Below are 25676 nucleotides of genomic sequence, written 5' to 3'. Positions count from 1 at the left end.
GGCCCGACGGCATCGCCGGGCGAACACCGCACAGAAGGGACCGCACTAACCGTAGTCGACCAGGTACGCTACGTGACGTCGGACCGTACGGATCGATGGCGGTGACCAGTGACACAGGACGGCGCGCTCGGCGCACGGGAGGGGCCCGGAGCGCGGGGCCGGTCGCTCAAGCGGGCCGCCGGCCTGCTCTTCCCGGCCGCGACGGGTGTGACGGGCAACCTGGCCACCGGCAACCTGGGCAATCCGTGGTCGTGGGGCGCGCTCGCGGCGGTGCTGGCCGTGCACGCCGGTCTGCTCCTGGCCGCTCCGTCGCGGTGGTTCGGCGGGCCGGTGCGGGCGGCGGCCGTGTCACTGGCCGCCGTCGTCGTGACCGGCTTCCTGGTCCTCGCGCCCGTGTCCCCGGGCGAGGCGCCCGCGTGCGCGAAGGCCGATCCCCGCACGTCCATCAAGCCGCCGGTCGAGGACCCGGACCTCGGGGTGACCTGGGAGACAGGCTTCGCCTGCGCGAACGCCGGAGGCACGGTGCACGCCGGGCCCGGCGCGGCGACCGCGAAGGTCGGGCGGCTCGACCGGCAGGGCCCCGACGTCTTCCTGTGCGTGGTCGAGACGGGCGACGGGCATTGGTACCGCACCGTGGCCGACGAGCCGTGGGCGCACGGCGGGTGGGGATACATCTCCGAGGCCCACGTCAGGGCCGCACACCCCGTCCCCGGCATGGTTGCCTGCCCGGAGGCCGGCGTCAGCCGTTGATCGAGGCGCCGAGCACGCTGCCGGCCAGCCAGTCCTCCCACGACTTCGCCCACGGCGTCGGCCCGTTGCCGAACCGCAGCTTCCCCGAGGTGCCTGGTGTCACATTTTCCGGGTCTTCCCCGTCTTATAGGTGACGAGCCAATCGAGACATAGGCGGATTGACGATGAAGGGCAGCTCACTGGCCGGAGCACTCGACGACCGGATCGGCGGGGCCGGCTTCCTGAAGAAGGCGATGCGGAAGGTCTTCCCCGACCACTGGACGTTCCTGCTCGGGGAGATCGCCCTCTACGCGTTCGTGGTCGTGCTGCTCACGGGTGTCTTCCTCACGTTCTTCTACAAACCGAGCATGCAGGAGGTGGTCTACGACGGTTCGTACGTGCCGCTGCAGGGCGTCGCGATGAGCGAGGCGTACGCCTCCACGTTGGAGATCAGCTTCGACGTGCGCGGCGGACTGCTGATGCGGCAGATGCACCATTGGGGCACGCTGGTCTTCCTCGCCGCCATCGTCGCCCACATGCTGCGCAACTTCTTCACCGGCGCCTTCCGCAAGCCCCGCGACCTGAACTGGCTGATCGGCGTGGCCCTGTTCGGCCTGGTGATGCTGAACGGGCTGTTCGGCTACTCGCTGCCCGACGACCTGCTGTCGGGCGCCGGTCTGCGCATCCTGCACGGGGTCACGATCTCGGTGCCGCTGGTGGGCACGTATCTCGCCATGTTCCTGTTCGGCGGGGAGTTCCCCGGCGGGGACATCGTCTCCCGGCTGTACAGCCTCCACGTGCTGCTGTTCCCCGCGCTGCTGCTCCTGCTCATCCCGCTGCACGCGATCGTGCTGACCTGGCGGCAGACGCACACGCAGTTCAGGGCGAAAGGGCTGAGCAACCGGGTGGTGCGCGGCGCGCCGTTCTTCCCCACGTTCCTGGCGAAGACGACGGTGTTCTTCCTGTGGGTGCTGGCGGTGATCACGCTGCTGGCGACGCTGTTCCAGATCAACCCCATCTGGCTGTACGGCCCGTACCTGCCGAGCACGATCAGCGCGGGCTCGCAGCCCGACTGGTACATGGGCTTCCTGGAGGGCGCGCTGCGCATCATGCCGCCGTGGGAGTTCACGGTCTTCGGGCACACGGTGCCCATGAGCGTGCTCATCCCGGCCCTGGTGGCGCCGGGGCTGCTGTTCACGGCGCTGGCGCTCTACCCGTTCCTGGAACGGTGGATCACCCGTGACCACGCCATCCACCATCTCCTCGACCGGCCGAGGGACGTGCCCGTACGCGCCGGCCTCGGCGTCGCCGGGATCGCCTACTACGGCGTGCTCTGGCTGGCCGGCGGCAACGACGTGATCGCCTCGACGTTCCACATCTCGCTGAACGCCACCACGTGGATCTTCCGCGTCGCGATCGTCGCCGCCCCCGTGCTGGGCTACGTGATCACCCGGCGCATCGCCCTGGGGCTGCTGGCGCGCGACCGGCACACCGTCACCCACGGCGTGGAGACCGGGGTCATCGTACGCGGCCACGACGGCGCGTACAGCGAGATCGAGCGCCCGGTCACCGAGGAGGAGACCGCGGTGCTCGTACCCGCCGCGCTGCCCGCCCTGCCCAGTGGAAACGGCTCGGGCGACGGCGGGAAGAGGCCGGGGAACGGCGAGGTGCCGCCGCCCGCCGGGCGCAGGGTCCGCGACGCCCTCCAGCGTTCCTGGAACCGCTGAAGCGGCCACTCGACACGCGGCCGGGGCGGCTCACGGGGCGACAGCGGAGGCACCGCGACCCTGCGCCACGACCTGCGCCGCAGCCGTCCACGGCCGCCATGGACGGTGCGCGGCGTTCCCGCACGGGGAAGCGCCCCGAGGCGTCAGGCGAGCAGCCCCGCGACGGCCAGGGCGGGTTCGGGATGGGCGGCCAGGAGGGCGGTCACCTCCGGGGCCGCGCGACCGCCACCCGAGCCGGGGTCGCGCCACTCGCCCTCGCACCCGAGCAGCGCCGCCACCCCGTCGCAGGCCGCCGGATGCCCCATGAGCAGCTCCGCCACCGGCCCGGACGCCACGGGCGCGCCGGCGGCGGGCTTGGGCTGGGCCGACCACGGCGGCGTCCAGGAGTCCACCGCCGGCAACGAGCCGGGAAACGTACGGCCGGCTTCCCGGACGAGCACCGGCACCAGCTCGGCCGCCCCGGCGCGCAACGTGGTGATCAGCTTGGGCAACCACGGCAGCAGCACGCTGTCGGGCAGCCGCCCGAACGCCTTGGAGATCACCTCGACCACGAACCCGGACAGCGCGGGAGCGGGCTCCATCGCCTGCACGAACCCCATGATGTACTGCGGGACCGACGGGATGACCAGCGGGTTGGCGAGCAGTTCGTCGCAGCGAGCCCGTAGGTCGGCCATCGTGAGCAGCCCGAGCTGCGTGTGCGCCGCCCACAGCAGCGCCACCTTGGCCGGGGCCTCCGGATGCGACTGCTGCACGGCCAGCTCCAGCTGCGCCCGGTCGCAGCCGAGCGCCAGCGCGAGACTCTCCATCGTGAACAGGAACCCCAGCATGGCGCCCACCTGCCGCACGCCGGTGTCGTCGTCCACGAAGGCCGTCGGCAACAGCGTGCAGTAGTGCGCGTAGCCGGCGGTCACGAACGCCTCGCACCAGGCCGGCAGCTCGGGCTCGTTGGCGCGGTAGTACGCCAGCAGCCGCCGGATCCTGCGCAGCACCTCCGGCGCGTCGTCGACGCCGCGCTCGGCCGCGAGCAGCTCGACGGCGCGCGCCCCCAGCTCGTCGGCGAAGCGCCGGCTGCCCAGGAAGAGCACCGCGTCCTCGACCGCCGCCAGCGCGACGGCCGCGGTGGCCTTGGGGTCCCACACGGAGCGCCGCAGCCGCTGCTCCAGCACCTGCTCGATGGTGACGCCCTCGTAGCCGAGCTCGATGATGGAGCGCTGGTGTTTGCCGAACGCGAGGTCCCAGCTCTCCTGGATCGACCGCTCCCCCAGCCTGCGCTCGCCCATGATGGGGCGTACGGCGTCGTCAGGGAGGAGATAGCGCAACATCCAGAGCAGGTCGGAGCAGGGCACCAGCCCGGGGTGGGCGTCGAGGTCGATCAGCGCCCGCTGGATCGTGCGTTTGCCCAGGTCGAGGCCGAGCGGCGCAAGCCGGTCATAGACGTTCCTGGCCAGCGGCGGCAGGGCGTCGTAGCCCACCTCCCCGACGCGGTCGCCGCCGAGCAGGATCTCGCACAGGCGGCGCACGTCGCGGCGGCCCGGCACGACGTCCTTCTCGATGCAGGTGACGGCCGCGTCCTGGAAGTCGTAGGGGGTGGGCCTGGCCCTGTTGCGCAGCCCGGCCAGCAGGATCGACGTCTCGAACACGGCGATGGCGTCGGCCGTGCTGGCCAGGTAGCCGTTGCGCCGGGCCAGCCTGACGATGTCGACGCACCAGCCGAGCAGCTCGGCCTCGTCGAGCGCGTCGAGGGCGGGCGGCCGGGACAGGAACCCGGTCAGCCGGTCGGCCGGCGCGGCGTCGGCCTTCGGCGGCGGCAGCTTGGCCCGGGTCCCGCGAGCTCCGGCGCGTGTGCGCGTGCCCTTCTGGCCGGCCAGCTGGAACGGGGTCAGTTTGGTGCGGGTGACCGCCTTGGCCCAGGTCGCCGCCGCGATCGACACCGACCCCGGTGCCAGCCCGAACTGGGCCTCGATGGCGGAGTGGCTGGAGGGGATGAGCCCGTACAGCCATGTCGTGCCGGTGCGCGGGCTGATCTCGAACGTGGCCGTGGAGTCGAGGCCGAACTCCTCGACGCGGCTGGCGGCGTGGAAGGCGCCGCAGACGTAGAGGCAGTCGCCGGGGTCGGCGCCACTGGCGGCCAGGTGCTCGCGCATGCGGGTCCACATGTAGCGCTCGCGGTCCTCGTCGACGGCCAGCCGGTCACCGTCGGGGGTGAGCCGGCGGAACAGGCTGCCGATCAGCACCATGACCTGGCGGTAGGTGTCGTAGTCGGCCCCCGAGAGCGGCTGCTCGACGTATTGGTCCCACCACTCCGACCAGTGGCGCACCTTGCCGTGGTGCAGCAGGTGCTCCTCCAGCTCGGCGAAGCGCGGGCGCAGGTCGCCGATCTCGACGCCCACCGCGTCGCCGTGCAGGCCGGCCTCTTCTTTGCGCTCCTTGGCCTCCTCCTTCGGGGCCCACTGGAAGACGTGGTCGGTCGAGCGGTCGACCAGCACCAGCTCGACGCCGGGCGTTTCGAGGGCGTAGGCGATGGCCTGGTATTCGGCCGACGCCTCGGTGATCGGCGCCACCACGCTGAGCGGCGCCCACGACTTCGGAAAGCCGTCGAGGTCGGTCGCGAACGCCTGCACCGCCACCGGCAGCCGGCAGTTGCGCAACTCGGTCAGGAGCGGCTGCAGGTCCTCGCACAGCTCCAGGTAGATGACCTTCGGTTGCTTCTCGCGCAGCCGCCGCACCATCGCCAGCGCCGAGGCCGGCGAGTGGTGGCAGACCGGGAAGATCTCCAGCTTCTCGCGCAGCGCCCTGTCGACGTCGTCGACCAGCCCCGCCAGGATGCCGGACACGGCCACGGGGCTGTCGGCGAACGCCGCGGCGGCGTCGAGCAGCTGCTCGCGGAGCGAGCCGAAGGTGCTCGTCTCGTCGATCATGAGAGCGTGGCGATGGCCTCGCGGCCGCCCTCGAGGAACTCGGGCCACTGCCCGCCGTCCTTCTTGCTGCGGGGCTCGACGACGCCGTGCCAGTATTTGTTCAGGATCGCCAGGTCTTCGGGGCTGCGCCGGGCCAGCGAACCGACCAGCGAGCCGGCGAGCGTCTGCGCGCGCAGCGTGCGGTCGCCGAAGAAGTGGCTGTGCAGGATGGCGTCCTCCAGCACGCCGATCTGCTCGGCCGTCGACAGCGCCGACTCCAGCTTCTCGTCGTCGCTGGTGGCCGAGGCCGCGGCGGAGCGCAGGTCGGCGAAGCTCTGCAGGAGGATGTCGAGCAGCGTGGGCGGCAGGTCCAGCTCGATCCGGTGACGGCGCAGCAGCTCTTCCGTGCGGAAGCGGACGATCTCCGCCTCGCTCTTCTTGTTGGTCACGACGGGGATGCGCACGAAGTTGAAGCGGCGCTTGAGCGCGGACGACAGGTCGTTGACGCCCCGGTCGCGGCTGTTGGCGGTGGCGATGATGGAGAACCCGGGCTGCGCGAAGACGATGTTGTCGTCGTCGAGCTCGGGGATGGAGACGTATTTCTCCGACAGGATCGAGATGAGCGCGTCCTGCACGTCGCTGGTGGAGCGGGTCAGCTCCTCGAAGCGGCCGATCACGCCCTGCTCCATCGCCGTCATGATCGGCGAGGGGATCATCGAGTCGCGGGACTGACCCTTGGCGATGACCATGGACACGTTCCACGAGTATTTGATGTGGTCCTCCGTGGTGCCGGCGGTGCCCTGGACCACGAGCGTGGAGTTGCGGCAGATGGCCGCCGACAGCAGCTCGGCCAGCCAGCTCTTGCCCGTGCCCGGGTCGCCGATCAGCAGCAGGCCCCGGTCGGAGGCCAGGGTCACGATGCTGCGCTCGACGAAGCTGCGGTCGCCGAACCACTTCTGCGCGATCTCCCGGTCGAGCCCGTCGGAGCGCTCGGAGCCGAGGATGAACAGCCGGATCATGCGCGGGCTGAGCCGCCACGAGAACGGCTTGGGACCGTCGTCGACCGACTCCAGCCAGTCGAGCTCCTCGGCGTATTTCACCTCTGCGGGGGCGCGCAGCATATCGTCACTCATTCGGGGGTCTCCTAGGTGAGGAAGTTCTTGAGCTCGGACACGAGCTTGCGGATGTGGCCCGAGAGCACCGGGGTGCCCAGGTCCTTGAGTTTCTGGCGATACCACGGGTCGACGCTCTGGGAGCCGGAGCTGTTGACCGAGCCGACGGGGATGAACTTCACCCCCGAGCGGTGCACCGCCTCGAAGTCGGTGATCAGCGAACGGTTGTCGTAGAAGTCGGAGATCCACACCATCACGGTGTTGCGCGGATCGGAGATCTTCGGCCTGGCGATGGCCATCGCGGCCGTGCCGTCGGTGCCGCCGCCGAGCGTGGTGCGCAGCAGCACCTCGAACGGGTCGTGCACCCACGGGGTCAGGTCGAGCGCCCGGGTGTCGTAGGCCACCAGGTGCACGTCGACCTTGGGCAGGCCGGCGAAGATCGACGCCAGGATGGTGCAGTTGACCATAGCGTCCACCATCGACCCCGACTGGTCGACGACCACGATCATGCGGGCGGGGGTGGTGCGGCGCGCGGTCTGCTTGTAGTAGAGCCGGTCGACGTAGAGGCGTTCGTCCTCCGGGCTCCAGTTGGTGAGATTTTTCCAGATGGTGCGCTCGACGTCGAGGTTGCGGAAAACCCGCTTCGGCGGGACCGACCGGTCGATCTCGCCGACGCTGGCCTTCTCCACCTGGGTGCGCAGCACCTCGGCGACCTCGTCGACGAACCTGCGGATCAGCGCCTTGGCGTTGGCCAGCGCCACCCCCGACAGGTTGTGCTTGTCGTGCAGCAACTGCTCGATGAGCGACATGCTGGGCGTCAGCTGCTTGGACAGGACCGGGTCGGCCAGCACCTCGCGCAGGTGCATGCGCTTGACCAGGTCACCCTCGATGCCGGCGAGCACCGCGGCCAGCTCTTCGTCGCCCACGCGGTGGCGCAGCCCGCCGGGCTCGCAGCCCATGCCCTTCTCGAACCAGCCCGCGTCGTTCTTCCAGCTCTCCAGCCGGCTCGCGGTGACGTTGCCCGTGCCGGTGGCGAAGACGTTGAGCAGCAGCTTGGAGACCAGGGCCGCGCGGCGCACCTCGGCGCCCTGCTCGTGCTCCTGCTCCGCCATCAGGTCCTGCAACTCGTCGCCCAGGCTGGGGAAGCGCTGCACCAGGGTGTCGACCGACACCCCGGGGTCGAGCAGCGCGGGCGGCAGGCCGAGGTCTTCGACGATGGCCATGCTGGCCGTCTCGAGCGCCGGCTGCTCGTCGGGGCCGAACAGCCGGGACAGCAGGCGCCAGTAGAGCACCTGGCGCCGCGTCATGTCGGCGCCTTCCAGGATGTCGGTCATTTCCGCAGCAGCCGTCCCGCTCGTTCGCGCAGCACGGCGACCACGTCGCCGGCCCTGGCCTCGGCCTTGACCACCTTGGGGTCGGTGGGGCCCATGGCCCAGTCGCCGTTGTGCGCGGCGACCGGCTTCTTCTTCACCGTGGCCTGGACGGCCAGCGGTTGCAGCAGCCAGCGGCCGTCCCAGCGCATCAGGCCGATGCACGCCGACGAGGCGGCCACCAGCTCGGGGGTGAGCGGGCCGCCGCGCGGCAGGCGGTCGAGGTCGAGCGGCAGCGCGCGGCCTCCCCCCGCCGGCACCAGGCCGAAGGAACCGCTGTCGACGGAGTAGCCCTCCAGGAAGACCGGCTCGGCGATGCGCACGGGGTGGCGGTCGAGCGGCGGGACCGCCGGAGCGCTCGCCCCGGACAGCGCCACCCGCGCCGTCGTGAACGGGTCGGCGGGCTCGCCCGCGACGGCCTGGTCGTCGTGCCACACGAGGTCGCCGCCCGGCAGCAACGGCATGTCCGTGATCTCCAGGCTGTGGTGACCGGCCAGCGCGCCCAGCAGCACCGGATGACCGCCCATCAGCCGCCACACGGCCGGGCCGACGATCGTGTCGACCTTGGCGGCCGCCACGCTGGTGCGCACCAGCGTGGCAGGACCGCCGCCCGCGGGCTCCAGGACGCCGTGCACCTGCGCCCGCACCACGGTGGCGTGCTCGTGCACGTCGGCGCCGAGGATCAGCAGCCGCCCCGACACCGGCTCGGCGCCGCCCTGCCACGGGCCCCGCTGCGCCAGCAGCAGGCCGCGTGTCCACAGGTCGGCCCACCTGCGCGCGGGCAGGCGGTCCATCGTCGCGACCGGGCTCGACGCCCGCAGCTCCGCCGCCAGGCCGTCGAGCAGCACCGCGAGCCCGCGCAGCTCCGGCACGGCGAGCAGCGCCTCGATCGTCTGGTCGGCCGAGCCGGCGAGGTCGTGGTCGACGCCACGCCACCCGACGATGGCCAGCTCGCGCAACCAGACGCGGCAACCGTCGAGCAGATTCCCGAATGCCGGCCCTCCACCGGCCGAACCGCCCGGCGCCGCCTGACCGTCGGACGGATCGCCCGGCGCCGCCTGACCACCAGGCAGGTCGCCCGGGGCGCCCTGGCCGTCTTGTGCCGGTTGCCACGGGGCGCGGGATCTGCCCGAAGCCGTGTCGAGACGGCCGAGCAGGGCGTCGTGGACCGCGCCGGACAGTGCGGCGCGCCCGCCGGCCAGCGCCGCCAGGTGCTCGTCGCCGACCGATCCCGCGGCCACCTTGCCCGCCGCCTCGCTCACCCGCTCGCCGATCGGGCTGGCCGCCAGCGCGCCGGCCAGGGCGGCCAGCGCACCGGCCGCCTCCTCGCCGACCCTGGCGAACCCGAGTGCGAGCGCGTCGTCGAACCCCGCCACCAGGCCGAGCGCCTCGCCCGCCCCCTCGGGAGCGCCGGCGAGCACCTCTTCCAGCTGTACGTCCAGCATCAACGCGCCGCTCCCGTCTCCGCCGCCGTCGAGGGGAACCAGTGCAGCTCGACCAGCGGGTCGGTGCTGTCGGGCACCTCAAGGTAGGCCAGATGGCGCAGGAACCTGCTGAACACCACGGCCGCCGGGGTGCGCTCGGGCTGCCCGTGGAGGCAGCTCATCAGAGCGTCACCCTCCGGCACCTCGACCCGCAGGTAGCGGGCCACCCGGTCGAGGCCGTACTGCACGACCGCCTCGTCGGCCAGCATGCGGATGTGCTTGCAGGCGTAGCCGTGCAGCGCGCCGCACGGCCGGTTGTTGTTGGTGCTGCAGCTCAGCGCATGGGTGCCGGCGGTGATCGAGGAGACGTAGACCCGCTCGATGTCGGATCCGCTCGACACGACCCCCTGCAGCCGCCCGTCGGCCAGCTCGACGAAGGGCACCTTCGCCAGTTTGCGCGGCGCGACAGGCGGCACCACACGCACCACGCTGCGCCGCTCCCACGCGGTTTCGTCCGCGTCCACGACCTCAGAACCTCCCGCCCCAGCCGGTGCGCGGGCGCGGGCGGGAGTGCCCACGCCGCCGCGAACGGCTGATCATGGTCCGGGAACTTACCCCACCCGACCGACAGAACGGGGCCGAACGATCAAGGCTCCGATCCCGCGGCACACCCCACGCACGGGCGCGGTTGTCGATAATATTGCTGACCAGGACGGGTTCGTACGGCATCGGGAGGATCGCGTGGCCCCAGGGTCCCCGCAGGAGGAGACGCTGACCGGCCGGGTCAGGGCGGCCGTCCTCAGCGGGGACTTCGTGCCCAACCAGCGGCTCGTCGAGGCCGACGTGTGCGAGCAGTTCGGCGCCACCCGGGCCGCGGTGCGCGAGACCTTCAAGGAGCTGGCCGCCGAGGGCCTGGTCGAGATCCTCAAGAACAAGGGCGCCCGCGTGCGGGCGGTCTCCAAGGCGGAGGCCGTCGAGATCACCGAGGTGCGGATGGTGCTCGAGGGCCTGTCGGCCGCCAAGGCCGCGGAACGGGTCACCCCCGAGCAGGGTGCGCGGCTGCGGGAGATCGTCGCCGCGATGCGCACGGCCGTGGAGTCCCACGACCTCGACCGCTACTCCGAGCTGAACGCGACCCTGCACGCCGAGATCCGCGAGATCGCCGGCCACCGCACCTCGGCGGTGATCATCGAACGGCTGGGGGCGCAGGTGGTGCGGCACAAGTTCCGTCTCGCCCGGCAGCCGGGGCGGGCCTCGGTGTCGCTGCCGCAGCACGAGCTGATCGTGGCGGCCATCGTCGCCGGCGACCCCGAGGCCGCCCAGACGGCGATGCAGCAGCACCTGCGCAGCGTCGCCAAGGCCCTGGAAGCCTCCGACGCCTGACCGTGACGGCACCGCCGAGCGATCGTGATCGCACGCCTCTCGCAGTGATTGGCGATGAAAGTGCCGACAATCGGCGTGGTGGTTACGCCACGTGCTCCTTGATCGCCACGCTCGTCAGGGCGAACAGCAGGTCGAGGTCGGGCTCCGCGTCGACCTGCACGGCAACCCAGGCCCGATCGGGGCATGCCTGCACCTGGGTGCACTCGCGCAGGTAGGGGGCCAGCCGGTCGATCGCCGGCACCGTCAGCCGCACCTGGACCTCGTCGGCGCCGGCCAGTCGCAGGATCTCGGTGCCGTGTACGGCGAACCGGGGGCCGCGCCGGGTGTCGCTCACCGCCAGCGCCGGCCACGATCGGAACTCGGCCACCGCACGGACCACGTAGGGTCCGTGGCGTTCAGCGGTCCGCCGCCAGGCGGTAATCCCTGCCACGCCTCAATGCTGGGGCACGGTACACCTCCACGTCAGCGACCGTTCCGCAACCGTTATCTACCCTCCGGGTGAGATCGCCGACGCGCACGACCCAGCCCGGTGAGCCGCGCGGAACCCGCTCCGGATTCTGATGAGATTTCACCATCTGCGCGTCGCGTATTGACGCCTCCCCGGCCTGCGGTTACCGTCCATTTTATAAGGAAACTTTACTAATAGTTTCTATGGCATCCCATCCCGTACACCCCCCAACCGGATGTCGGAGCATCATGAGACACACCATCCTGCGCAAGGCCCTCGCCGGGCTGGCGGCGTTAGTGCTGCCGCTCACCGTCCTCGTCGCCGCCCCCTCCTGGGCAGCCACCTCCTCCTCCGCCAGCGCCGCCATGGCCGACTGGTCCGCGTGGACGGCCTACACGGCGGGCACACGCGTCACCTACAACGGCGTCACGTACGAGTGCATCCAGAGCCACACCTCCCAGCCCGGCTGGGAGCCGCCGAACGTCCCCGCGCTGTGGAAGCCCGTCGGCAGCGACGGCGGCGGGGACGACACCAGCGCCCCGAGCGTCCCCGGCAACCTCCGCTCGACCGGCGTCACCGACCGCAGCGTCTCCCTCGCCTGGAACGCCTCCACCGACAACGTCGGCGTCACGGGCTACGAGGTCTACCGGGGCGGCACCCTGGTGGCCACGGTCACCGGCACCACCCACACCGACACCGGTCTCAGCCCCGAGACCCGCTACTCCTACACCGTCAGGGCGCGCGACGCCGCGGGCAACCGCTCGGCCGCCAGCGGCGCCGTCAACGCCACCACCGCCAAGGGTGACGACGGCGGCGACCCCGGCGGCCCCGGCGACGGCGGGAACAAGGTGCTCGGCTACTTCGTGCAGTGGGGCGTCTACCAGCGCGGATACCACGTCAAGAACATCGACACCAGCGGCTCGGCGGCCAAGCTGACGCACATCAACTACGCCTTCGGCAACGTGCAGAACGGCCAGTGCACGATCGGCGACAGCTACGCCGACTACGACCGCTTCTACCAGGCGAACGAGAGCGTGGACGGCGTCGCCGACACCTGGGACGCCGGCGCGCTGCGCGGCAGCTTCAACCAGCTGCGCAAGCTCAAGCAGAAGCACCCGCACCTGAAGGTGCTGTTCTCGTTCGGCGGCTGGACCTGGTCCGGCGGCTTCACCCAGGCCGCGCGGAACCCTGCCGCGTTCGCCGAGTCCTGCTACCGCCTGGTCGAGGACCCGCGCTGGGCGGACGTGTTCGACGGCATCGACATCGACTGGGAATATCCGAACGCCTGCGGCCTGTCCTGCGACAGCAGCGGCCCGGCCGCGTACAGGAACCTGATGCAGGCGCTGCGCGCCCGGTTCGGCTCCGGCAACCTGGTGACCTCCGCCATCACGGCCGACGGCACCGACGGCGGCAAGATCGACGCGGCCGACTACGCCGGCGCAGCGCAGTACGTCGACTGGTACAACGTCATGACCTACGACTATTTCGGCGCCTTCGCCCCGCAGGGCCCGACCGCCCCGCACTCTCCGCTCACCTCCTACAACGGCATCCCGACGCCCGGGTTCCACTCCGACGCCGCGATCCAGAAGCTCAAGGCCAAGGGCATCCCGGCGGGCAAGCTGCTGCTCGGCGTCGGCTTCTACGGCCGCGGCTGGACCGGCGTCACGCAGGCCGCGCCGGGCGGCACCGCGAGCGGAGCGGCGCCCGGCACGTACGAAGCGGGCATCGAGGACTACAAGGTGCTCAAGACCCGCTGCCCGGCCACGGGGACCGTCGCGGGCACCGCGTACGCCCACTGCGGCAACCAGTGGTGGAGCTACGACACGCCGGCCACGATCGGCGGCAAGATGAGCTACTCGAAGAACCAGGGCCTCGGCGGCGCGTTCTTCTGGGAGCTCAGCGGCGACACCTCCAACGCCGAGCTGCTCACGGCCATGCGGAACGGCCTGGGCTGATGTGACCGTCGAGGGCCGGCACCGCCACGGGCCGGCCCTCCCGGGTTCAGTCCAGCTCGCGCACCTGCTCGGCCGTCAGCGACACGGCCGAGGCGGCGAGGTTCTCCTCCAGGTGGGCAACCGTCGACGTGCCGGGGATCGGCATCGTCACCGGGGAGCGGGCCAGCAGCCAGGCCAGGCTGACCTGCGCGGGCGTGGCGCCGACGGCCTGGGCGACGTGGTCCACGGGGCCGCCGGGCTCCGCCAGCCGGCCCTTGGCGATGGGGCTGTAGGGGATGAACCCGATGCCCTCCTTCTCGCAGTGCTCCAGCACTCCCTCGGAGACCCTGAGGGTGAGGTTGTAGCGGTTCTGGACGGTGGCGATCTCGACGACGCGCCGCGCCCGCTCCAGCTCCTCGACGCTCACCTCGGACAGGCCGACGCTGCCGATCTTGCCTTCGTCCCGCAGCGCCCCGAGCTCGCCCACCTGGTCCTCCAGCGGCACGGCCGGGTCGATGCGGTGCAGCTGCAGCAGGTCGATCCGGTCCACGCCGAGCCTGCGCAGGCTCATCTCGACCTCCTGCCGCAGGTACGCGGGCCGTCCCACGGCCTCCCACTGGCCCGGTCGCGGGCGGACGAACCCGGCCTTGGTGGCGATCAGCAGCCGCTCGGGGTACGGGTGCAGCGCCTCCCGGATGAGCTCCTCGTTGACGTACGGCCCGTAGGAGTCGGCGGTGTCGATGAGCTCGACGCCCAGCTCGACGGCCCTGCGCAACACCCGGACGGCTTCGTCGTGGTCGCGCGGCGGACCCCAGACTCCCGGACCCGTCAGGCTCATGGCGCCGAAGCCGAGCCGGCGGACGGCCTTGCCGCCGATGGTGAACGTGCCGGGCGAATAAGACATCAGGACCCCCTAGGTGCGACGTTCCAAGTTCGTGATTCAACGGATACCCGGCCCATCTTCCTATGACCCGGTCCCGGCCGAAGGACCGTCAGGGGCGGGGCTGGTGGCCGAAACGGACCGGCTTGGGGCCGTGGAGCCGGACGGCGGGGTCGGTCATGCCCTGGTCGGGACCGGCCAGCTCGGCGGCCGGCTCGATGACCGGCTCCGCCTCCCCCGCCGCCACGATCCGTCGTACCAGCCGCTCCCGCAGCCCCCCGGCGACCTCCGCGTGCGACGTGCGCCCCGCCAGGTTGACCAGCTCGTGCGGGTCGTTGTCCAGGTCGTACAGGGCCTGCTCGCGGTAGCGGGCGGCGGCCGGGACGTCCCACGGGTCGGCGTCCTCGGCGACGGCGTAGTACTTCCACCGCGCCGTGCGGATACCGCGCCCCACCTCCGACTCGCTCACCTGGAAGAACGCCTCCTCGGGCCACGGCGCGCGCGGATCCCGCACCAACGGCAGGAACGAGCGGCCCTGCATGGACGCGGGCACCGGCAACCCGGCGGCCTCCAGCAGCGTCGGCGGCAGGTCGACGGTGCTGACGGGGCGGGAGATCGCCCCGCCCCCGTCGAAGCCCGGCCCGCGCAGCGCGAGCGGCACCCGCAGCGACGCGTCGTGGCAGGAACGTTTGTACTCGCCGTTGCGGGTCTTGAAGTGGTTGCCGTGGTCGGAGGTGTACGCCACGATCGTGTTGTCCAGCAGGTCCATGCTGCGCAGCGCGTCGAGCAGCCGGCCGAGCCCTTCGTCCAGGCGTTTGACCTGGCCGAGATAGCCGCCCATGTGCTGGTGGGCCGTGCCGCCGAGCGCGGCCAGGTCCTGCGGCATCCAGCGGCCCTGATAGCGCTCCTCGTAGCCGTCGGGGGCGGGATAGTTGTCCACCTCGTTCTGGTGGTGCGGCTCCAGGAACGACAGGAACAGGTAGAACGGCTCGTCGTGGTGGTCTGCGGCGAAGCGCACGGCCGCGTCCACGAGGGCGTCGGAGCGGTAGCCGGGCAGCATGACGGGCTCGTTCGCCTCGTCGTACATGATCGTGCGGTAGGCGTCGGAGGTGTGCTCCAGCGCGTTCGCCGCCAGCCACGACCGGTAGCCGCCGCGCTCCTCCTCCGGCACCGGCTCGCTGCCCGCCAGGTGCCACTTGCCGATGTAGCCGGTGGCGTAGCCGGCCTCCCCGAAGTGGTGCGCCAGCGTGCGCTCCCCGGCCGGCAGGACGCGGCCGTTGCGGTGGACGCCCGTCGTGGTCGGGTAGCGCCCCGTCTGCAACGCCGAACGGGCGGGCGCGCACACGGGCTGCGGGGTGAGCGCGACCGTGGCCTGCGTGCCGTGCCTGGCCATCCTGTCGAGGTTGGGGGTGAAGGGTCCGACGGTGTCCCACCGCTGCTGGTCGGTGAAGACGACGATCACGTTCGGGGGCACGTTCGGGGGCACGTTCGGGGGCACGTTCGGGGGCAAAAGGAACTCTCCTAACGGACTGACTATTTGATGCCGGTCAGCGCGATGCCACGCACGAAGTATCGCTGCGTGAAGATGAACAGGACGGCGGTGGGCACGAAGAGGATCACCGAGCCGGCGGCCGTGAGATGCCACAACGTGAAGTACTCCTGGTTGAACAGGGTGAGCCCGACCGGGATGGTACGCATCTCGGGCGTCGTGGTGGCCACCAGCGGCCAGAGGAACTCGTTCCACTGGAAGACGAACGTGAACAACCCGAGCACGGCCAGCGCGGGCCGCGTCTGCGGCAGGATGACGCTCCGGTAGATCCGCAGCTCGGAGGCGCCGTCGATGCGCGCCGCGCTGATCAGGTCGTCGGGGATGGGCTGGATGAACTGCCGCATGAGGAAGATCCCGAACGCGTCCATGAGGAACGGCGTGATCAACCCCTGGTACGTGTCGAGCCACCCCATGGTGGCCATCAGCACGTACAACGGGATCATCCGCACGAAGAACGGCACCATGAGCGTGGCCAGCAGCGCCACGAACAGCGTGTTGCGCAGCGGGAAGCGGAACTTCGCGAAGACGTACCCGACGAGCGGGTCGAACAGCAGGTGCGCGAGCGTGATCGCGCCCGCCACGACGAGGCTGTTGATGATGAAGTTGCCGAACGGCGCGCGGGTGAACAGTTCCGCGTAGTTGCCCCACTGGGGCGAGTCCGGCACGATGACCGCGTTCGCCGACAGGGTCTCCGCCTCGGTCTGCAACGACAGCGACACCATGTAGAGCAGCGGCACCACGGTCGCGAGCGAGGCCAGTCCGAGCAGGGTGTAGAGCAGCGGCCTGCGCATCAGTACGTGACCTCCCCGCGCCGCCCGGCCCGCAGTTGCACCAGCGTGAACGCCACGATGACGACGAGCAGCAGCACCGACTGCGCCGAGGAGTAGCCGAAGTCCCTGGCGCGGAAGGCGACGTTGAAGATGTGGAAGACGGACAGGTCGGTGGCGTCGCCAGGACCTCCGTTGGTGATGATGTACGCCTGCCCGAAGGCCTGCAGCCCAGAGATGACCGCCATCACCGAGACGAACAACGTCGTCGGCGCGAGCAGCGGCAGCGTGATCCGCCAGAAGCGGCGCCACGCGTCCGCCCCGTCGATCTTCGCGGCCTCGTGGTAGGTCTCCGGGATGCCCTGCAGCCCGGCCAGGAACAACACCATCGTGTAGCCGACGCTCTGCCAGAGCGTGACGGCGGCGATCGTGAGCAGCGGGGAGGTGTTGAGCCACGTCTGCTCGGGCAGCCCGGCCGCGCCCAACACCCGGTTGAGCACCCCGAGCTCGGGGTCGAGGATGTTGCGCCACAGCAGCCCGACGATCGCCACCGAGGTCAGGTACGGCACCAGCAGCAGCACCCGGAACACCACCCGCCCCTTGAGCGGCTGGTCGAGCGCCAGCGCCAGCCCGAGCCCGAGCACGATCGAGCCGACCACCACGATCACCGAGAAGATCACCGTGACGAGGAACGAGTGCCGCACCGCCGGGTCGGCCAGGGCCTGCGTGTAGTTGCCCAGCCCGGCCCACTGGTCGGCCTGCGGCCCCGTGCGCAGGCTGGTGGCCACCACGTTGCCGATCGGCAGGTAGAAGAAGGCCGCGAAGAACAGGATCGCCGGGATCAGGAACAGGTAGGCGGTCCTGGCGTAGCGGCCGGAGAGGGTGCGTGGCCGCAACATCGTCATCGCAGGAAGCCCTCCGCGGCCTCGGCGAACGCGCGCAGGGCGTCGGCGGCCGGCTCGTTCTGGATGATGACCTGCTGGTAGACGACCTTGAGCTGCTCGTCCCACTTGCCGAGCTGGCCGGTCAACCGCACCTCCTGGGTCGAGTCCTTGGCGATCGGCAGTGCCTCGGCGAACACCTTGATGGCCTCGTCCTGCTGCACCTCGGGCAGCTTGGCCCAGGAGACGCGCGGCATCAGCATGCCGCTCTCCTTCGTGGCGGCCTGCTCGACCTCGACCGCGGTGATGCGCTTGATGAAGTCCCACGACAGGTCGGGCCTGGTGGCCTTGGCCGGCACCAGCATGCTGGTGCCGGCCGCCTGGGTGACCTGCTCCTTGTTCTTCAGCGGCGGCGCGACGCCGAGGTCGATGTCGGCGCTGGTCTTCTTGATCGGTTCGAGGTCCCAGGGGCCGGTGAGGATCATCGCGGCGCGCTTGGCGGAGAACAACTTCTGCGGGCCGGAGTAGTCGGTGCTGGACACCGGCACCGGGGCCACCTTGTGCTTGTGGATCAGGTCGGCCTGGAACTGCAGGGCGGCGATCGCGTCCTCGATCGGCGTCATGACCTTGCCGGTCTCCGGGTCGAAGGGGGTGACACCGGCCTGCATCATCCACGGCCAGATGTAGGCGTGGTCCTGGTTGAGCGCGACGCCGTGCACGCCGTCCCTGGTCAGCTTCTTCGCCGCGGCGAGGAACTCCTCCCACGTGGTCGGCGCTTCCAACCCGGCCTCGCCGAGCATGCCCTTGTTGTAGAGCAGCGTGTTGCAGGTCAGGTGGAGCTGCACGCCGTACACCTTGCCCTGGTAGGAGTTGCGCTCGACGGTGACCGGCTGCCAGTCGGAGGGGAAGCCCATCGCCTCGCCGTCGCGGTCGACGTAGTCCTGCAGCGAGCGGGCGTTGCCGGAGATGGCGAACTCCTGCACCCACCCGCCGGGCTCCTCGACCACGTCGGGCACGGTGCCGGAGGCGAAGTCGGCCAGCAGCCTCGTGCGCAGGTCGGGCCACTGGTATTTCTGCAGGTTGACCTTGACCTTGTTGGCCTGCTCGAACTCGGCGATCACCTTGCGGTAGGCCTGGTAGTCGTGGCCGGCGTTCCAGTAGACGGTGAAGGTGCCGGGGGCGGCGGTCTGCGCGGGCGGCGCTCCCGCGCAGGACGACAACACCGGCACCGCGGCGGCGGCGCCGGCCAGGCGGAGCAGGTCGCGGCGGGTCATGTGGGGGGCGTGGGGAGACATCTCGGATTCCCTTCTAGGAGGAGCCCCGGCGCAGGAAGGTCCAGGAGCGGACGATCTCGCGGGCGGGCGGCGGCTCCTCGGCCTGGAGGCGGTCGAAGAGCAGGCGTACGACGTCGGTGTAGTCGTGGCGGAGCGGGCCGACGGTGCTGAGCTGCGGATTGCTGATGAGGCCCTCGTCGATGTTGCCGACGCCGACGACGGCCACGTCGTCGGGCACGCGCAGCCCGGCGTCCCTGGCGGCCCAGATCACGCTGATCGCGGCCCGGTCGGAGGCGGCGAAGATCGCGTCGGGGCGGTCGGGGGAGCTCAGGAGCTCGGCGGCCGTCTGGTAGGCCGAGACGCGGTCGTCCGCGCCGGAGGTGACGATCCGCTGGTCGACACCGTGTCGTTCGAGGGCGGTGGTGTAGCCGAGCAGCCGTCCCGCGGGTTTGTCGCGGTAGAGCTCGAAGCGGTGCGCCATGAACGCGATGCGGCGCCTGCCCTCCGCCAGCAGGTGCTCGACCGCCTGCGCGCACGCCTCGGTCTCGGGGGCGCGGACGACGTCGCAGCCCTCGAGCCCGCTCTCGTTGCTCAGCACCACCATCGGCAGGCCGGTGGCGGCGAGCCCGGTGAGCAGGTCGTGGGTGAAGTGGTCGCCGACGACGTTGACCAGCGCGCCGTCGGCGATGCCGCCGCGCAGCACGTCGATGGCCGCGGTCGCGCGCGCCTCCGAGTAGACCGTGAGCGTGACCACGGAATAGCCGCGGGCGTCTGCCATCTCGTGCAGGTCGGTGGCCAGCCGCTCGTCGCTGGGAACGCCGCCGAGCGAGCTCAGCACCAGGCAGACCCGCTGCGTGCGGCGCTTGCGCAGGCTCCTGGCGGCCTGGTTGGGGGTGTAGCCGAGCTGCCTGGCGGCCTCGAGCACCCGCTTCCTCGTCTCGGCGGCCACGGGGCGGTCCCGGCCGCTGAGCACGTAGGAGACGGTCGCCACGGACACGTTCGCCAGCTCGGCCACTTGTCGTGCGGTAGGTCTCATGTTAGTCGAATAACGTAGCATTCCCGACTGGGATACGGGGAATCTTTCTGGGAGAACATCGCGATCAGGGGGAACATATAGGGCACTTCCACCCGAGCGTCCTCGGGCGTGTGAATCGATTAACACCATATTTTGCGCCGCCCGCCCGATCAATAGGCGAGCGCGCCCGGAGTTCCAGGCCCTTGACCCGATCCCCGCGTGGCGAAAGGCGTTTTCCGTCACTCTCCGTTACCTTTCCAGGTGAACGGGGGAGGATCTGTGAAGAATCTGGCAATCGGGCGGGTATCACGCCGGACGTTCGTTACCGGCACGTTCGCGGCTCTGGGACTCGGCGCCGCCCTGGAGTCGCCGGCGGCCGGCCCGGCGGCCGGCATCGTGGCGCGACCGCGCGGGACGGTGCTGCGGGCCAGGCCCGCCAAGGTGAGGCTGGGCAAGCGCACCGTCTCCACCTGGACCTACAACGGCCTGCTCCCCGGCCCGCTCGTCAGGGCCACGGCCGGCGAGACGGTCGTTGTCCGGCTGGTCAACGACCTGCCCGCGCCCACCACCGTGCACTGGCACGGCATCAGGATCGACTTCCCCATGGACGGCGCACCCGGCTTCTCCCAGGATCCCACCCGGCCCGGCGGCACCTTCGACTACGTCTTCCGGGTGCCCGACCCCGGCACGTACTTCTACCACTCGCACGTCGGCACCCAGCTCGACCGCGGGCTGTACGGCCCGCTGGTCGTGGCCGACCCGCACGAGCCGCTCCGGTACGACGAAGAGTTCACGATCGTGCTCGACGACTGGCTCGACGGCATCGACGGCACCCCCGACGACGCCCTGCGCCGGCTGAACTCCTCCACCGAGCACGACGACACGCTGCGCAGCGAGGCGCTGGGCGGCGTGGCCGCGGAGTTGCGCCACCCGCTCTACCTGGTCAACGGCCGCCCGCCGGCCGCCCCCAGGACGCTCACCAGCTCTCCCAAGAGGCGCGTCAGGTTCCGGGTCATCAACGCGGCTGCCGACACCGCCTTCCGCTTCGCGCTCGGCGAGCACCGCATGACCATCACCCACGCCGACGGGTTCCCGTGCTCGCCCGTCACCGTGGACACGTTCGTCATCGGCATGGGAGAGCGGTACGACTTCGTCGTCACCCTCAAATCGGGCGCGTTCCCGCTGGTGGCGCAGGCGGAGGGCAAGGGCGGGCGGGCGTACGCGGTGGTGCGGACCTCGCGCAAGGCCGACACGCCGCCGCCGCGGGTCAAGGTGCCTGAGCTCAAACGACGGATGCTGAAATATCAGGACATGGACGCCCGGCCCACCGACCACCTCCCCCTCCCGACCAGGGCCGTCGCCGTGACGCTCGGCATGCGCGAGTCGGGCAACGAATGGACGCTCAACGACCGGCTCGCGAGCGACCCGCTGCGGCTGCGCGTCGAACCGGGCGAGACCCTCAGGATCGTCCTGGACAACCAGTCGCCCATGTGGCACCCGATGCACCTGCACGGCCACACCTTCCAGCTGCGCGCCCGCGGGCGGTCCGGGCCACGCAAGGACACCGTGAACATCAAGCCACGCGAACGCCTGCACATCGACGTGCACGCCGACAACCCCGGCGAGTGGATGTTCCACTGCCACAACCTGTACCACCAGGAGCAGGGCATGATGGGCGCCATCGGCTACGGCCAGGCCCCGCCGCTGCGCCCCGGCATGATCCACGGCGGACACTCCGCCGGCAAGGAGAGCCACTCATCTGGTGAGAAGAGCCGCCCCAGCGGCCACTGACGCGCGCCGGCACTGCCATGTGGCACATCACTTTGATCACTCTTGCGACCCGGCACCGGGCTACGCGAGGATCGCCGGACTGGATCCCCGCCCTGCATGACGACACGGAGAGGCTTGTCGTGCGCGCTTCAGAGAACATCGAGCAGTTCGGCTACCGGCAGGAGTTACGCCGCGGGGTCGGGTTGACCGACCTCGTGTCCTACGGCCTGGCCTTCATGGTGCCGATCGCACCTTTCGCGATCTTCGGCCTGGTCTATTCCCGCTCCGGCGGCATGCCGGTATTGGCGTACCTCGTCGGGATGATCGCGCTCCTCTTCACCGCCGCCTCGTACGCGCAGATGGTCAAGGCGTTCCCCCTGTCGGGCTCCGTCTACACCTACGCCGGGCGCGGCATCGCCCCGCCGGTCGGGTTCATGACCGGGTGGATGGTCCTGCTCGACTACATCCTCGTGCCCTGCCTGCTCTATCTGGTGGCCTCGCTCGCCATGCACGACCTCGTTCCGGACGTCCCCGTCTGGGCCTGGCTGATCGTCTTCGTGGCCGTGAACACCGGGATCAACCTGCGCGGCATCCGCATGACGGTCCGGCTCACCCGCCTGATGATCGGTTTCGAGCTGCTCGTCCTGGGGTTGTTCCTCGTCGTGGGCCTCTGGGCGCTGCTCCAGGGCAAGGGGCGCGGGTTCAGCCTCTCACCGCTGTTCAACCTGGAGACCTTCTCCTGGCCGGTGATGTTCGCCGCGGTCTCCGTGGCGGTCCTGTCGTTCATCGGCTTCGACGGCATCAGCATGCTCGTCGAGGAGTCCACCGGCGGCTCGGCCCAGGTGGGCAAGGCGATGCGGGTGGCGCTGCTGCTCGCCGGCCTGCTCTTCGTCACCCAGGTCTGGGTAGCCTCCCTGCTGGTGCCCGACCCCGGCGGGCTGCTGGTCAAGGACAGCGGCACCGCGTTCTACGACGCCGCCGCCGTGGCGGGCGGCGCATGGCTCAAGGACGTCACCCTGACGGCCACCGCGCTCTCCTGGGGCGTGGCCAACACCATGGTCGCCCAGGTCGCGGTGTCGCGCCTGCTCTACGCGATGGCGCGCGACCGGCAGCTCCCGTCGTTCCTCGCCAAGGTGTCGGTCAGGCACTCGGTCCCGGCCAACGCCATCGTCTTCGTCTCCCTGCTGTCCGTGGGCGTCGGCCTGTGGATGTCCAGCCGCTCCGACGGCGTCGACCTCCTCACCAGCCTGATCAACATGGGCGCCATGGCCGCCTTCATCGTCCTGCACCTGTCGGTGATCGTGCACTACGCGCTGCGCCGCGGCTCCGACAACCTGTGGTCGCACCTCGTCGCGCCGCTGATCGGCATGGGCATCCTGGTCTTCGTGGTGATCAACGCCAACGTCCTCGCCCAGGTGGCGGGCCTCGCCTGGCTGGGAGCCGGCGTCGTGGCGCTGGCCGTCCTCTATGCCCTGGGCCGCCGGCCGTCCCTGGACGGCATGCCCTCCGAGGCCGGCCCAACGCCTGCGAGGACCTCCGCTCCATGAGCGCGCTGCCCCTCCACCAGGACCTCTACCTCATCGCCCACGACCAGACGGGCAGGCCTCTGGTCCATCCGTCGTCGATGTCGCTCGGGCTGGCCGGCGCCGTGCTGCTCGACCTCGCGCTCGGCGGACGCGTCGCCGTCGCCAAGGGCCAGGCCGCCGCCACCCGGCGCGCTCCCACCGGCGACGCGATCGCCGACGACCTGGTCTCCCTCCTCCTGCGTCACCACACCGGCAGGGAGCTCAGGTATCTGCTCAAGAAGACGGCGGACGGCATCCACGACCGCGCCCGGGAGGCGCTGCTCGCCTCGGGCGTGCTCGTCCAGGTGAGCGGGCGCCGTCTGGGCGTGCTGCCGTACACACGGTACGAGCCCGCCGACATCGCCTCGATCGTGCGGGCCTCCGCCGGGGCGCGCTCGGCGGTCGAGGGCTGGAAACAGCCGGACGCGCGGTGCGCCGCGCTGTGCGGGCTGGTGGCCGTGCTGCGGGTCGAACAGGAGCTCTATCTGGACCTGCCGAGCGCCCGGCTGGTCGGCCGCCTGCGCGAGATCGCCCGCGAGAGCTCCCCCGTGGTCGGCGAGGTGGTCACGGTGGTCGACGCGCTCGTCGGCGAGGCCGCCGTCGCCGTCTACCGCTGAGCACCCGTCCACCGCCCCGCCACACCGTTGTACGGCCGGCAGGCGTCCGTCCGCCCGATGAGCGCGGCGGAACCGCCCGGGCGACCACGAACGGTCGGCCCGGGGTGCGGTCGGACAGCTGACGAGCCCGTAGGAGGCGCCCGCCGGGCGGGGAGGGCGTCAGGGGAAGAGGGCGCGGAGTTGTGAGACGACCTCGACGACGGGGGCCACCTCGGCGGCGCGGGCGGAGAGCCGGCTGAGCGCGTCGAGGATGCGCGACCGGTCGGGCTCGGTCTCCGCCAGCTCCTGCCGGATGTCACCCGCGTCTCTGCGCGCCCGCGCAGGCTCGGCGAGGTCGGCCTCGTGCGCCGCGAGCAGGCGCTCCAGTCGTTCCAGAAGCGCTCCCGCCTCGCCGCCCGCCGGATCGCCGGCGTTGACGACGACCGCGCGGGCGTGGGCGCCCATCGCGATCGGCCCGCTGATCCGGCCGTCGCCGCTGACGTGCACGCCGTATTCGTCGCCCATGGAGTCTCCTCGCTCGTCACGCGCCCGGCCGGGCGCCGGCGTGGACGGTCGCCGACGCGTGCCGGCCGAAGGCGATGGGGCCGCTGACCGAGCCGCCCGCGCCCACGGACACGGTGTTCATGGTCACGCTGGCCGCCTGCAACCGGTAGGCCCCCGTGTCGACCTCGTGGTCCTCCAGGAAGTCGAGGACGGCCTCGGTGAGCCGCTGCTCGATCATCCGGGTGTATTTCGCGACGTCGAGCACCTGGATGTGGGTCTGCAGGTCTTCGCTCGCCCCGAGCTCGCGGACGCTGAAGCGGGCGCCGTAGGGGTAGACGATGTGCTTGTGCGGGTCGGGCGTCATCAGGCTCTGGCGCACGGCCTGGACCGCGGTGCGGGCGACCCGCGCGGGGGCGGCCAGCACGTCGCGCAGCAGCCGGAGCTTGAACATCTTGACCGCCTCCCACGCGATCCGCACGCCGGTCATCGTCGGCAGCTGATCGACCACGTGGTAGGCGCCGAGGGCCGGCGGCAGCACGGTGACGACGAACTGGGTGTAGAGCATCCGCCCCTCGACCGCGAGGTAGATGAAGGCGGACGTCAGCGCCTCCTGGTCTTCCGCGGGGGCGACGAGGTTGCCGCTGGGGTCGCGGATCTCCTGGCCGTCGTTGTTGATGGTGAGCCGCTGGTAGTAGCGCACGCCGCCCTGGGGGTGGCGGATGATGGCCTCGATCTCCTCGGGCGTGACCTCGCACTTCGGCAGGCCGTGCCGGCCGATCATCGGATGCGCCGTCCTGGTGCGATCACCGTGCCAGTCGCTGACCGTGAAGATGCCCCTGGTCACCACGTGGTCGCCGATGTCGAGGCGCTGGATGCCCTCGTTGGGCCGCAGGACGCGGTCGCGCATGTCCTTGAGGCGCTCGCGGACGAACGCGTGCAGCTCCACCGGGTCGATGTCGACGGGGTCGTTGCGCCGCCTGCTCACGTGGTCGTGGCGGACGCGGTCGAGCTCGACGGCGATCGACCAGCTGCGCTCGATGGACCCGGCGCCCATGAAGGCGTCCTCGTTGGCGTACATCGTCACGTTGCCCCACTGGGCCCTGCGGATGTAGTCGAGGCGGCGGGCCGTCTTGGGGTGGGTGACCCCGGTGACCGGCTCGGGCGTGCCCGGCCTGAGCGTGCCGGCGAGCGTGAGGTAGATCGCCACGCGGTAGACCACCACGACGGTGAGCGTGGCGGCCGGGATGAACAGGATCTCGACCAGCGTGCTCCCGTCGCCGGGAGAGGACTCCGGCTCGTACGCGCTGGAGCCGGGCGACCCTGAACCGGTCAGGTCGTCCAGCATCGGGGCCAGCCCGTACATGAAGGGCCACAGGATGAGGAACGCCCCCGCGAGCAGGATCGTCACGCGCACGCGCAGCGGCGCCCGGCGGACGCTGTCGACCGTGAGCAGGACGAAGGGCACGAGGACGAGCATCCACATGATCGTGGTGAACGGGGTGAGCAGCAGGCCGGCGGCGAAGAGCAGGGTGATCAGCGCGTCGCGGACGGTGAGGATCGCGCGGGCGCGCCGGCAGTGGTGGAGCACCGGCATGAGGTCGAACCCACCGTAGGAGGGCGGGATCGCCCGATAGGGGTCGAACAACAGCTCGTCGAGCACCCGGTCACGGAAGCCGTGGTCGAGGTAGGCGGCGGCGCAGAGGTAACGCGTGGCGTTGCTGACGGGCGGCGGGCCCGATGATGAATCCGCGGTGCGCCGGAATTTCGCGGACGAGCTGTCGACGGCCATGTGTTCCGCCCTTCCTTTTACGTTCGGAACCGACCCTAGGGGAGCTTATTCAAATAGTCTCG

At 70.9% G+C, this 25676-nt stretch carries 21 protein-coding genes; 7 read left to right on the top strand and 14 right to left on the bottom strand.

Translation table 11 applies throughout. The annotated features are described in order from the left end of the window. The first annotated feature begins 108 nt into the window (after positions 1-108). Positions 109-750, top strand: a complete 642-nt coding sequence (locus ABGA98_RS33330; RefSeq protein ID WP_347622389.1) for a hypothetical protein — start codon at positions 109-111, stop codon at positions 748-750. Positions 751-914: 164 nt separating this feature from the next. After that, the gene (locus tag ABGA98_RS33325) at positions 915-2456 is read left to right on the top strand and encodes a cytochrome bc complex cytochrome b subunit (RefSeq protein WP_347622388.1); all 1542 of its coding nucleotides are present in this window, start codon (positions 915-917) and stop codon (positions 2454-2456) included. A gap of 143 nt (positions 2457-2599) precedes the next feature. Here the strand turns inward: ABGA98_RS33325 and ABGA98_RS33320 are convergent, their stop codons facing one another. From ABGA98_RS33320 to ABGA98_RS33300, 5 genes are read right to left on the bottom strand one after another with little or no spacing between them, the layout of a single operon-like run. Then, positions 2600-5374 (bottom strand): DUF5682 family protein, encoded by a 2775-nt coding sequence (locus ABGA98_RS33320; protein ID WP_347622387.1) that lies wholly within the window; start codon positions 5372-5374, stop codon positions 2600-2602. Next, the gene (locus ABGA98_RS33315) at positions 5371-6486 is read right to left on the bottom strand and encodes an AAA family ATPase (RefSeq protein WP_132641624.1); all 1116 of its coding nucleotides are present in this window, start codon (positions 6484-6486) and stop codon (positions 5371-5373) included. The genes ABGA98_RS33320 and ABGA98_RS33315 overlap by 4 nt, the downstream gene beginning before the upstream one ends. Before the next feature lie 11 nt (positions 6487-6497). Continuing rightward, complete coding sequence (locus tag ABGA98_RS33310; RefSeq protein ID WP_347622386.1) at positions 6498-7799, bottom strand: VWA domain-containing protein; 1302 nt, start codon at positions 7797-7799, stop codon at positions 6498-6500. Then, positions 7796-9280: a hypothetical protein gene (locus ABGA98_RS33305; protein WP_347622385.1), complete on the bottom strand. Its 1485-nt coding sequence runs from the start codon at positions 9278-9280 to the stop codon at positions 7796-7798. The genes ABGA98_RS33310 and ABGA98_RS33305 overlap by 4 nt, the downstream gene beginning before the upstream one ends. Further along, positions 9280-9783, bottom strand: coding sequence for a hypothetical protein (locus ABGA98_RS33300; RefSeq protein WP_347622384.1), 504 nt, complete (start codon positions 9781-9783; stop codon positions 9280-9282). The genes ABGA98_RS33305 and ABGA98_RS33300 overlap by 1 nt, the downstream gene beginning before the upstream one ends. Positions 9784-10000: 217 nt before the next feature. Here ABGA98_RS33300 and ABGA98_RS33295 point away from each other — a divergent pair, with 217 nt between their 5' ends. Continuing rightward, the gene (locus tag ABGA98_RS33295) at positions 10001-10642 is read left to right on the top strand and encodes a GntR family transcriptional regulator (protein ID WP_347622383.1); all 642 of its coding nucleotides are present in this window, start codon (positions 10001-10003) and stop codon (positions 10640-10642) included. Positions 10643-10724: 82 nt separating this feature from the next. Here the strand turns inward: ABGA98_RS33295 and ABGA98_RS33290 are convergent, their stop codons facing one another. Then, positions 10725-11072 carry a luciferase family protein gene (locus ABGA98_RS33290; RefSeq protein ID WP_347622382.1) on the bottom strand — a complete coding sequence of 116 codons (348 nt, stop codon included), beginning with the start codon at positions 11070-11072 and terminating at the stop codon, positions 10725-10727. 266 nt (positions 11073-11338) lie between these two features. Here ABGA98_RS33290 and ABGA98_RS33285 point away from each other — a divergent pair, with 266 nt between their 5' ends. Continuing rightward, positions 11339-13045 (top strand): glycosyl hydrolase family 18 protein, encoded by a 1707-nt coding sequence (locus ABGA98_RS33285; protein WP_347622381.1) that lies wholly within the window; start codon positions 11339-11341, stop codon positions 13043-13045. A gap of 46 nt (positions 13046-13091) precedes the next feature. On the opposite strand, the gene ABGA98_RS33280 is transcribed toward ABGA98_RS33285, so the two are convergent. The 6 genes from ABGA98_RS33280 to ABGA98_RS33255 form a co-directional block, all read right to left on the bottom strand. Next, complete coding sequence (locus ABGA98_RS33280) at positions 13092-13928, bottom strand: aldo/keto reductase (RefSeq protein ID WP_347622380.1); 837 nt, start codon at positions 13926-13928, stop codon at positions 13092-13094. 88 nt (positions 13929-14016) lie between these two features. Further along, positions 14017-15414 carry a sulfatase-like hydrolase/transferase gene (locus ABGA98_RS33275; RefSeq protein WP_347622379.1) on the bottom strand — a complete coding sequence of 466 codons (1398 nt, stop codon included), beginning with the start codon at positions 15412-15414 and terminating at the stop codon, positions 14017-14019. 23 nt (positions 15415-15437) lie between these two features. After that, positions 15438-16244 carry a carbohydrate ABC transporter permease gene (locus tag ABGA98_RS33270; RefSeq protein ID WP_347622378.1) on the bottom strand — a complete coding sequence of 269 codons (807 nt, stop codon included), beginning with the start codon at positions 16242-16244 and terminating at the stop codon, positions 15438-15440. Further along, the gene (locus tag ABGA98_RS33265) at positions 16244-17125 is read right to left on the bottom strand and encodes a sugar ABC transporter permease (protein ID WP_347622377.1); all 882 of its coding nucleotides are present in this window, start codon (positions 17123-17125) and stop codon (positions 16244-16246) included. Before ABGA98_RS33265 ends, ABGA98_RS33270 begins: the two co-directional genes overlap by 1 nt. After that, the gene (locus ABGA98_RS33260; protein WP_347622376.1) at positions 17122-18396 is read right to left on the bottom strand and encodes a sugar ABC transporter substrate-binding protein; all 1275 of its coding nucleotides are present in this window, start codon (positions 18394-18396) and stop codon (positions 17122-17124) included. The genes ABGA98_RS33265 and ABGA98_RS33260 overlap by 4 nt, the downstream gene beginning before the upstream one ends. Positions 18397-18409: 13 nt before the next feature. Continuing rightward, positions 18410-19411 carry a LacI family DNA-binding transcriptional regulator gene (locus ABGA98_RS33255; protein WP_347622375.1) on the bottom strand — a complete coding sequence of 334 codons (1002 nt, stop codon included), beginning with the start codon at positions 19409-19411 and terminating at the stop codon, positions 18410-18412. Between the two features lie 258 nt (positions 19412-19669). Here ABGA98_RS33255 and ABGA98_RS33250 point away from each other — a divergent pair, with 258 nt between their 5' ends. From ABGA98_RS33250 to ABGA98_RS33240, 3 genes are all read left to right on the top strand, one after another. Continuing rightward, complete coding sequence (locus ABGA98_RS33250) at positions 19670-21181, top strand: multicopper oxidase family protein (RefSeq protein WP_347622374.1); 1512 nt, start codon at positions 19670-19672, stop codon at positions 21179-21181. Positions 21182-21300: 119 nt separating this feature from the next. Continuing rightward, the gene (locus tag ABGA98_RS33245; protein WP_347622373.1) at positions 21301-22707 is read left to right on the top strand and encodes an APC family permease; all 1407 of its coding nucleotides are present in this window, start codon (positions 21301-21303) and stop codon (positions 22705-22707) included. Next, positions 22704-23342: a GPP34 family phosphoprotein gene (locus tag ABGA98_RS33240; RefSeq protein ID WP_347622372.1), complete on the top strand. Its 639-nt coding sequence runs from the start codon at positions 22704-22706 to the stop codon at positions 23340-23342. Before ABGA98_RS33245 ends, ABGA98_RS33240 begins: the two co-directional genes overlap by 4 nt. Before the next feature lie 159 nt (positions 23343-23501). Here ABGA98_RS33240 and ABGA98_RS33235 read toward each other — a convergent pair whose 3' ends face one another. Beyond that, complete coding sequence (locus ABGA98_RS33235; RefSeq protein ID WP_347622371.1) at positions 23502-23846, bottom strand: hypothetical protein; 345 nt, start codon at positions 23844-23846, stop codon at positions 23502-23504. Positions 23847-23862: 16 nt separating this feature from the next. Then, positions 23863-25614: a hypothetical protein gene (locus ABGA98_RS33230; protein ID WP_347622370.1), complete on the bottom strand. Its 1752-nt coding sequence runs from the start codon at positions 25612-25614 to the stop codon at positions 23863-23865. Positions 25615-25676: the final 62 nt, after the last annotated feature.

This window comes from Nonomuraea sp. B1E8 (genome assembly GCF_039871515.1).
GTDB lineage: Bacteria > Actinomycetota > Actinomycetes > Streptosporangiales > Streptosporangiaceae > Nonomuraea.
The sequence above is the reverse complement of the archived record's forward strand: the minus strand, read 5'-3'. Positions and strand labels throughout refer to the sequence as shown.

Excerpts from the sequence above, each read along its gene's own strand:
- ABGA98_RS33325 (WP_347622388.1), top strand. The coding sequence starts at position 915 with ATGAAGGGCAGCTCACTGGCCGGAGCACTCGACGACCGGATCGGCGGG.
- ABGA98_RS33320 (WP_347622387.1), bottom strand. The coding sequence starts at position 5,374 with ATGATCGACGAGACGAGCACCTTCGGCTCGCTCCGCGAGCAGCTGCTC.
- ABGA98_RS33315 (WP_132641624.1), bottom strand. The coding sequence starts at position 6,486 with ATGAGTGACGATATGCTGCGCGCCCCCGCAGAGGTGAAATACGCCGAG.
- ABGA98_RS33310 (WP_347622386.1), bottom strand. The coding sequence starts at position 7,799 with ATGACCGACATCCTGGAAGGCGCCGACATGACGCGGCGCCAGGTGCTC.
- ABGA98_RS33305 (WP_347622385.1), bottom strand. The coding sequence starts at position 9,280 with ATGCTGGACGTACAGCTGGAAGAGGTGCTCGCCGGCGCTCCCGAGGGG.
- ABGA98_RS33285 (WP_347622381.1), top strand. The coding sequence starts at position 11,339 with ATGAGACACACCATCCTGCGCAAGGCCCTCGCCGGGCTGGCGGCGTTA.
- ABGA98_RS33280 (WP_347622380.1), bottom strand. The coding sequence starts at position 13,928 with ATGTCTTATTCGCCCGGCACGTTCACCATCGGCGGCAAGGCCGTCCGC.
- ABGA98_RS33270 (WP_347622378.1), bottom strand. The coding sequence starts at position 16,244 with ATGCGCAGGCCGCTGCTCTACACCCTGCTCGGACTGGCCTCGCTCGCG.
- ABGA98_RS33265 (WP_347622377.1), bottom strand. The coding sequence starts at position 17,125 with ATGACGATGTTGCGGCCACGCACCCTCTCCGGCCGCTACGCCAGGACC.
- ABGA98_RS33260 (WP_347622376.1), bottom strand. The coding sequence starts at position 18,396 with ATGTCTCCCCACGCCCCCCACATGACCCGCCGCGACCTGCTCCGCCTG.
- ABGA98_RS33255 (WP_347622375.1), bottom strand. The coding sequence starts at position 19,411 with ATGAGACCTACCGCACGACAAGTGGCCGAGCTGGCGAACGTGTCCGTG.
- ABGA98_RS33240 (WP_347622372.1), top strand. The coding sequence starts at position 22,704 with ATGAGCGCGCTGCCCCTCCACCAGGACCTCTACCTCATCGCCCACGAC.
- ABGA98_RS33235 (WP_347622371.1), bottom strand. The coding sequence starts at position 23,846 with ATGGGCGACGAATACGGCGTGCACGTCAGCGGCGACGGCCGGATCAGC.
- ABGA98_RS33230 (WP_347622370.1), bottom strand. The coding sequence starts at position 25,614 with ATGGCCGTCGACAGCTCGTCCGCGAAATTCCGGCGCACCGCGGATTCA.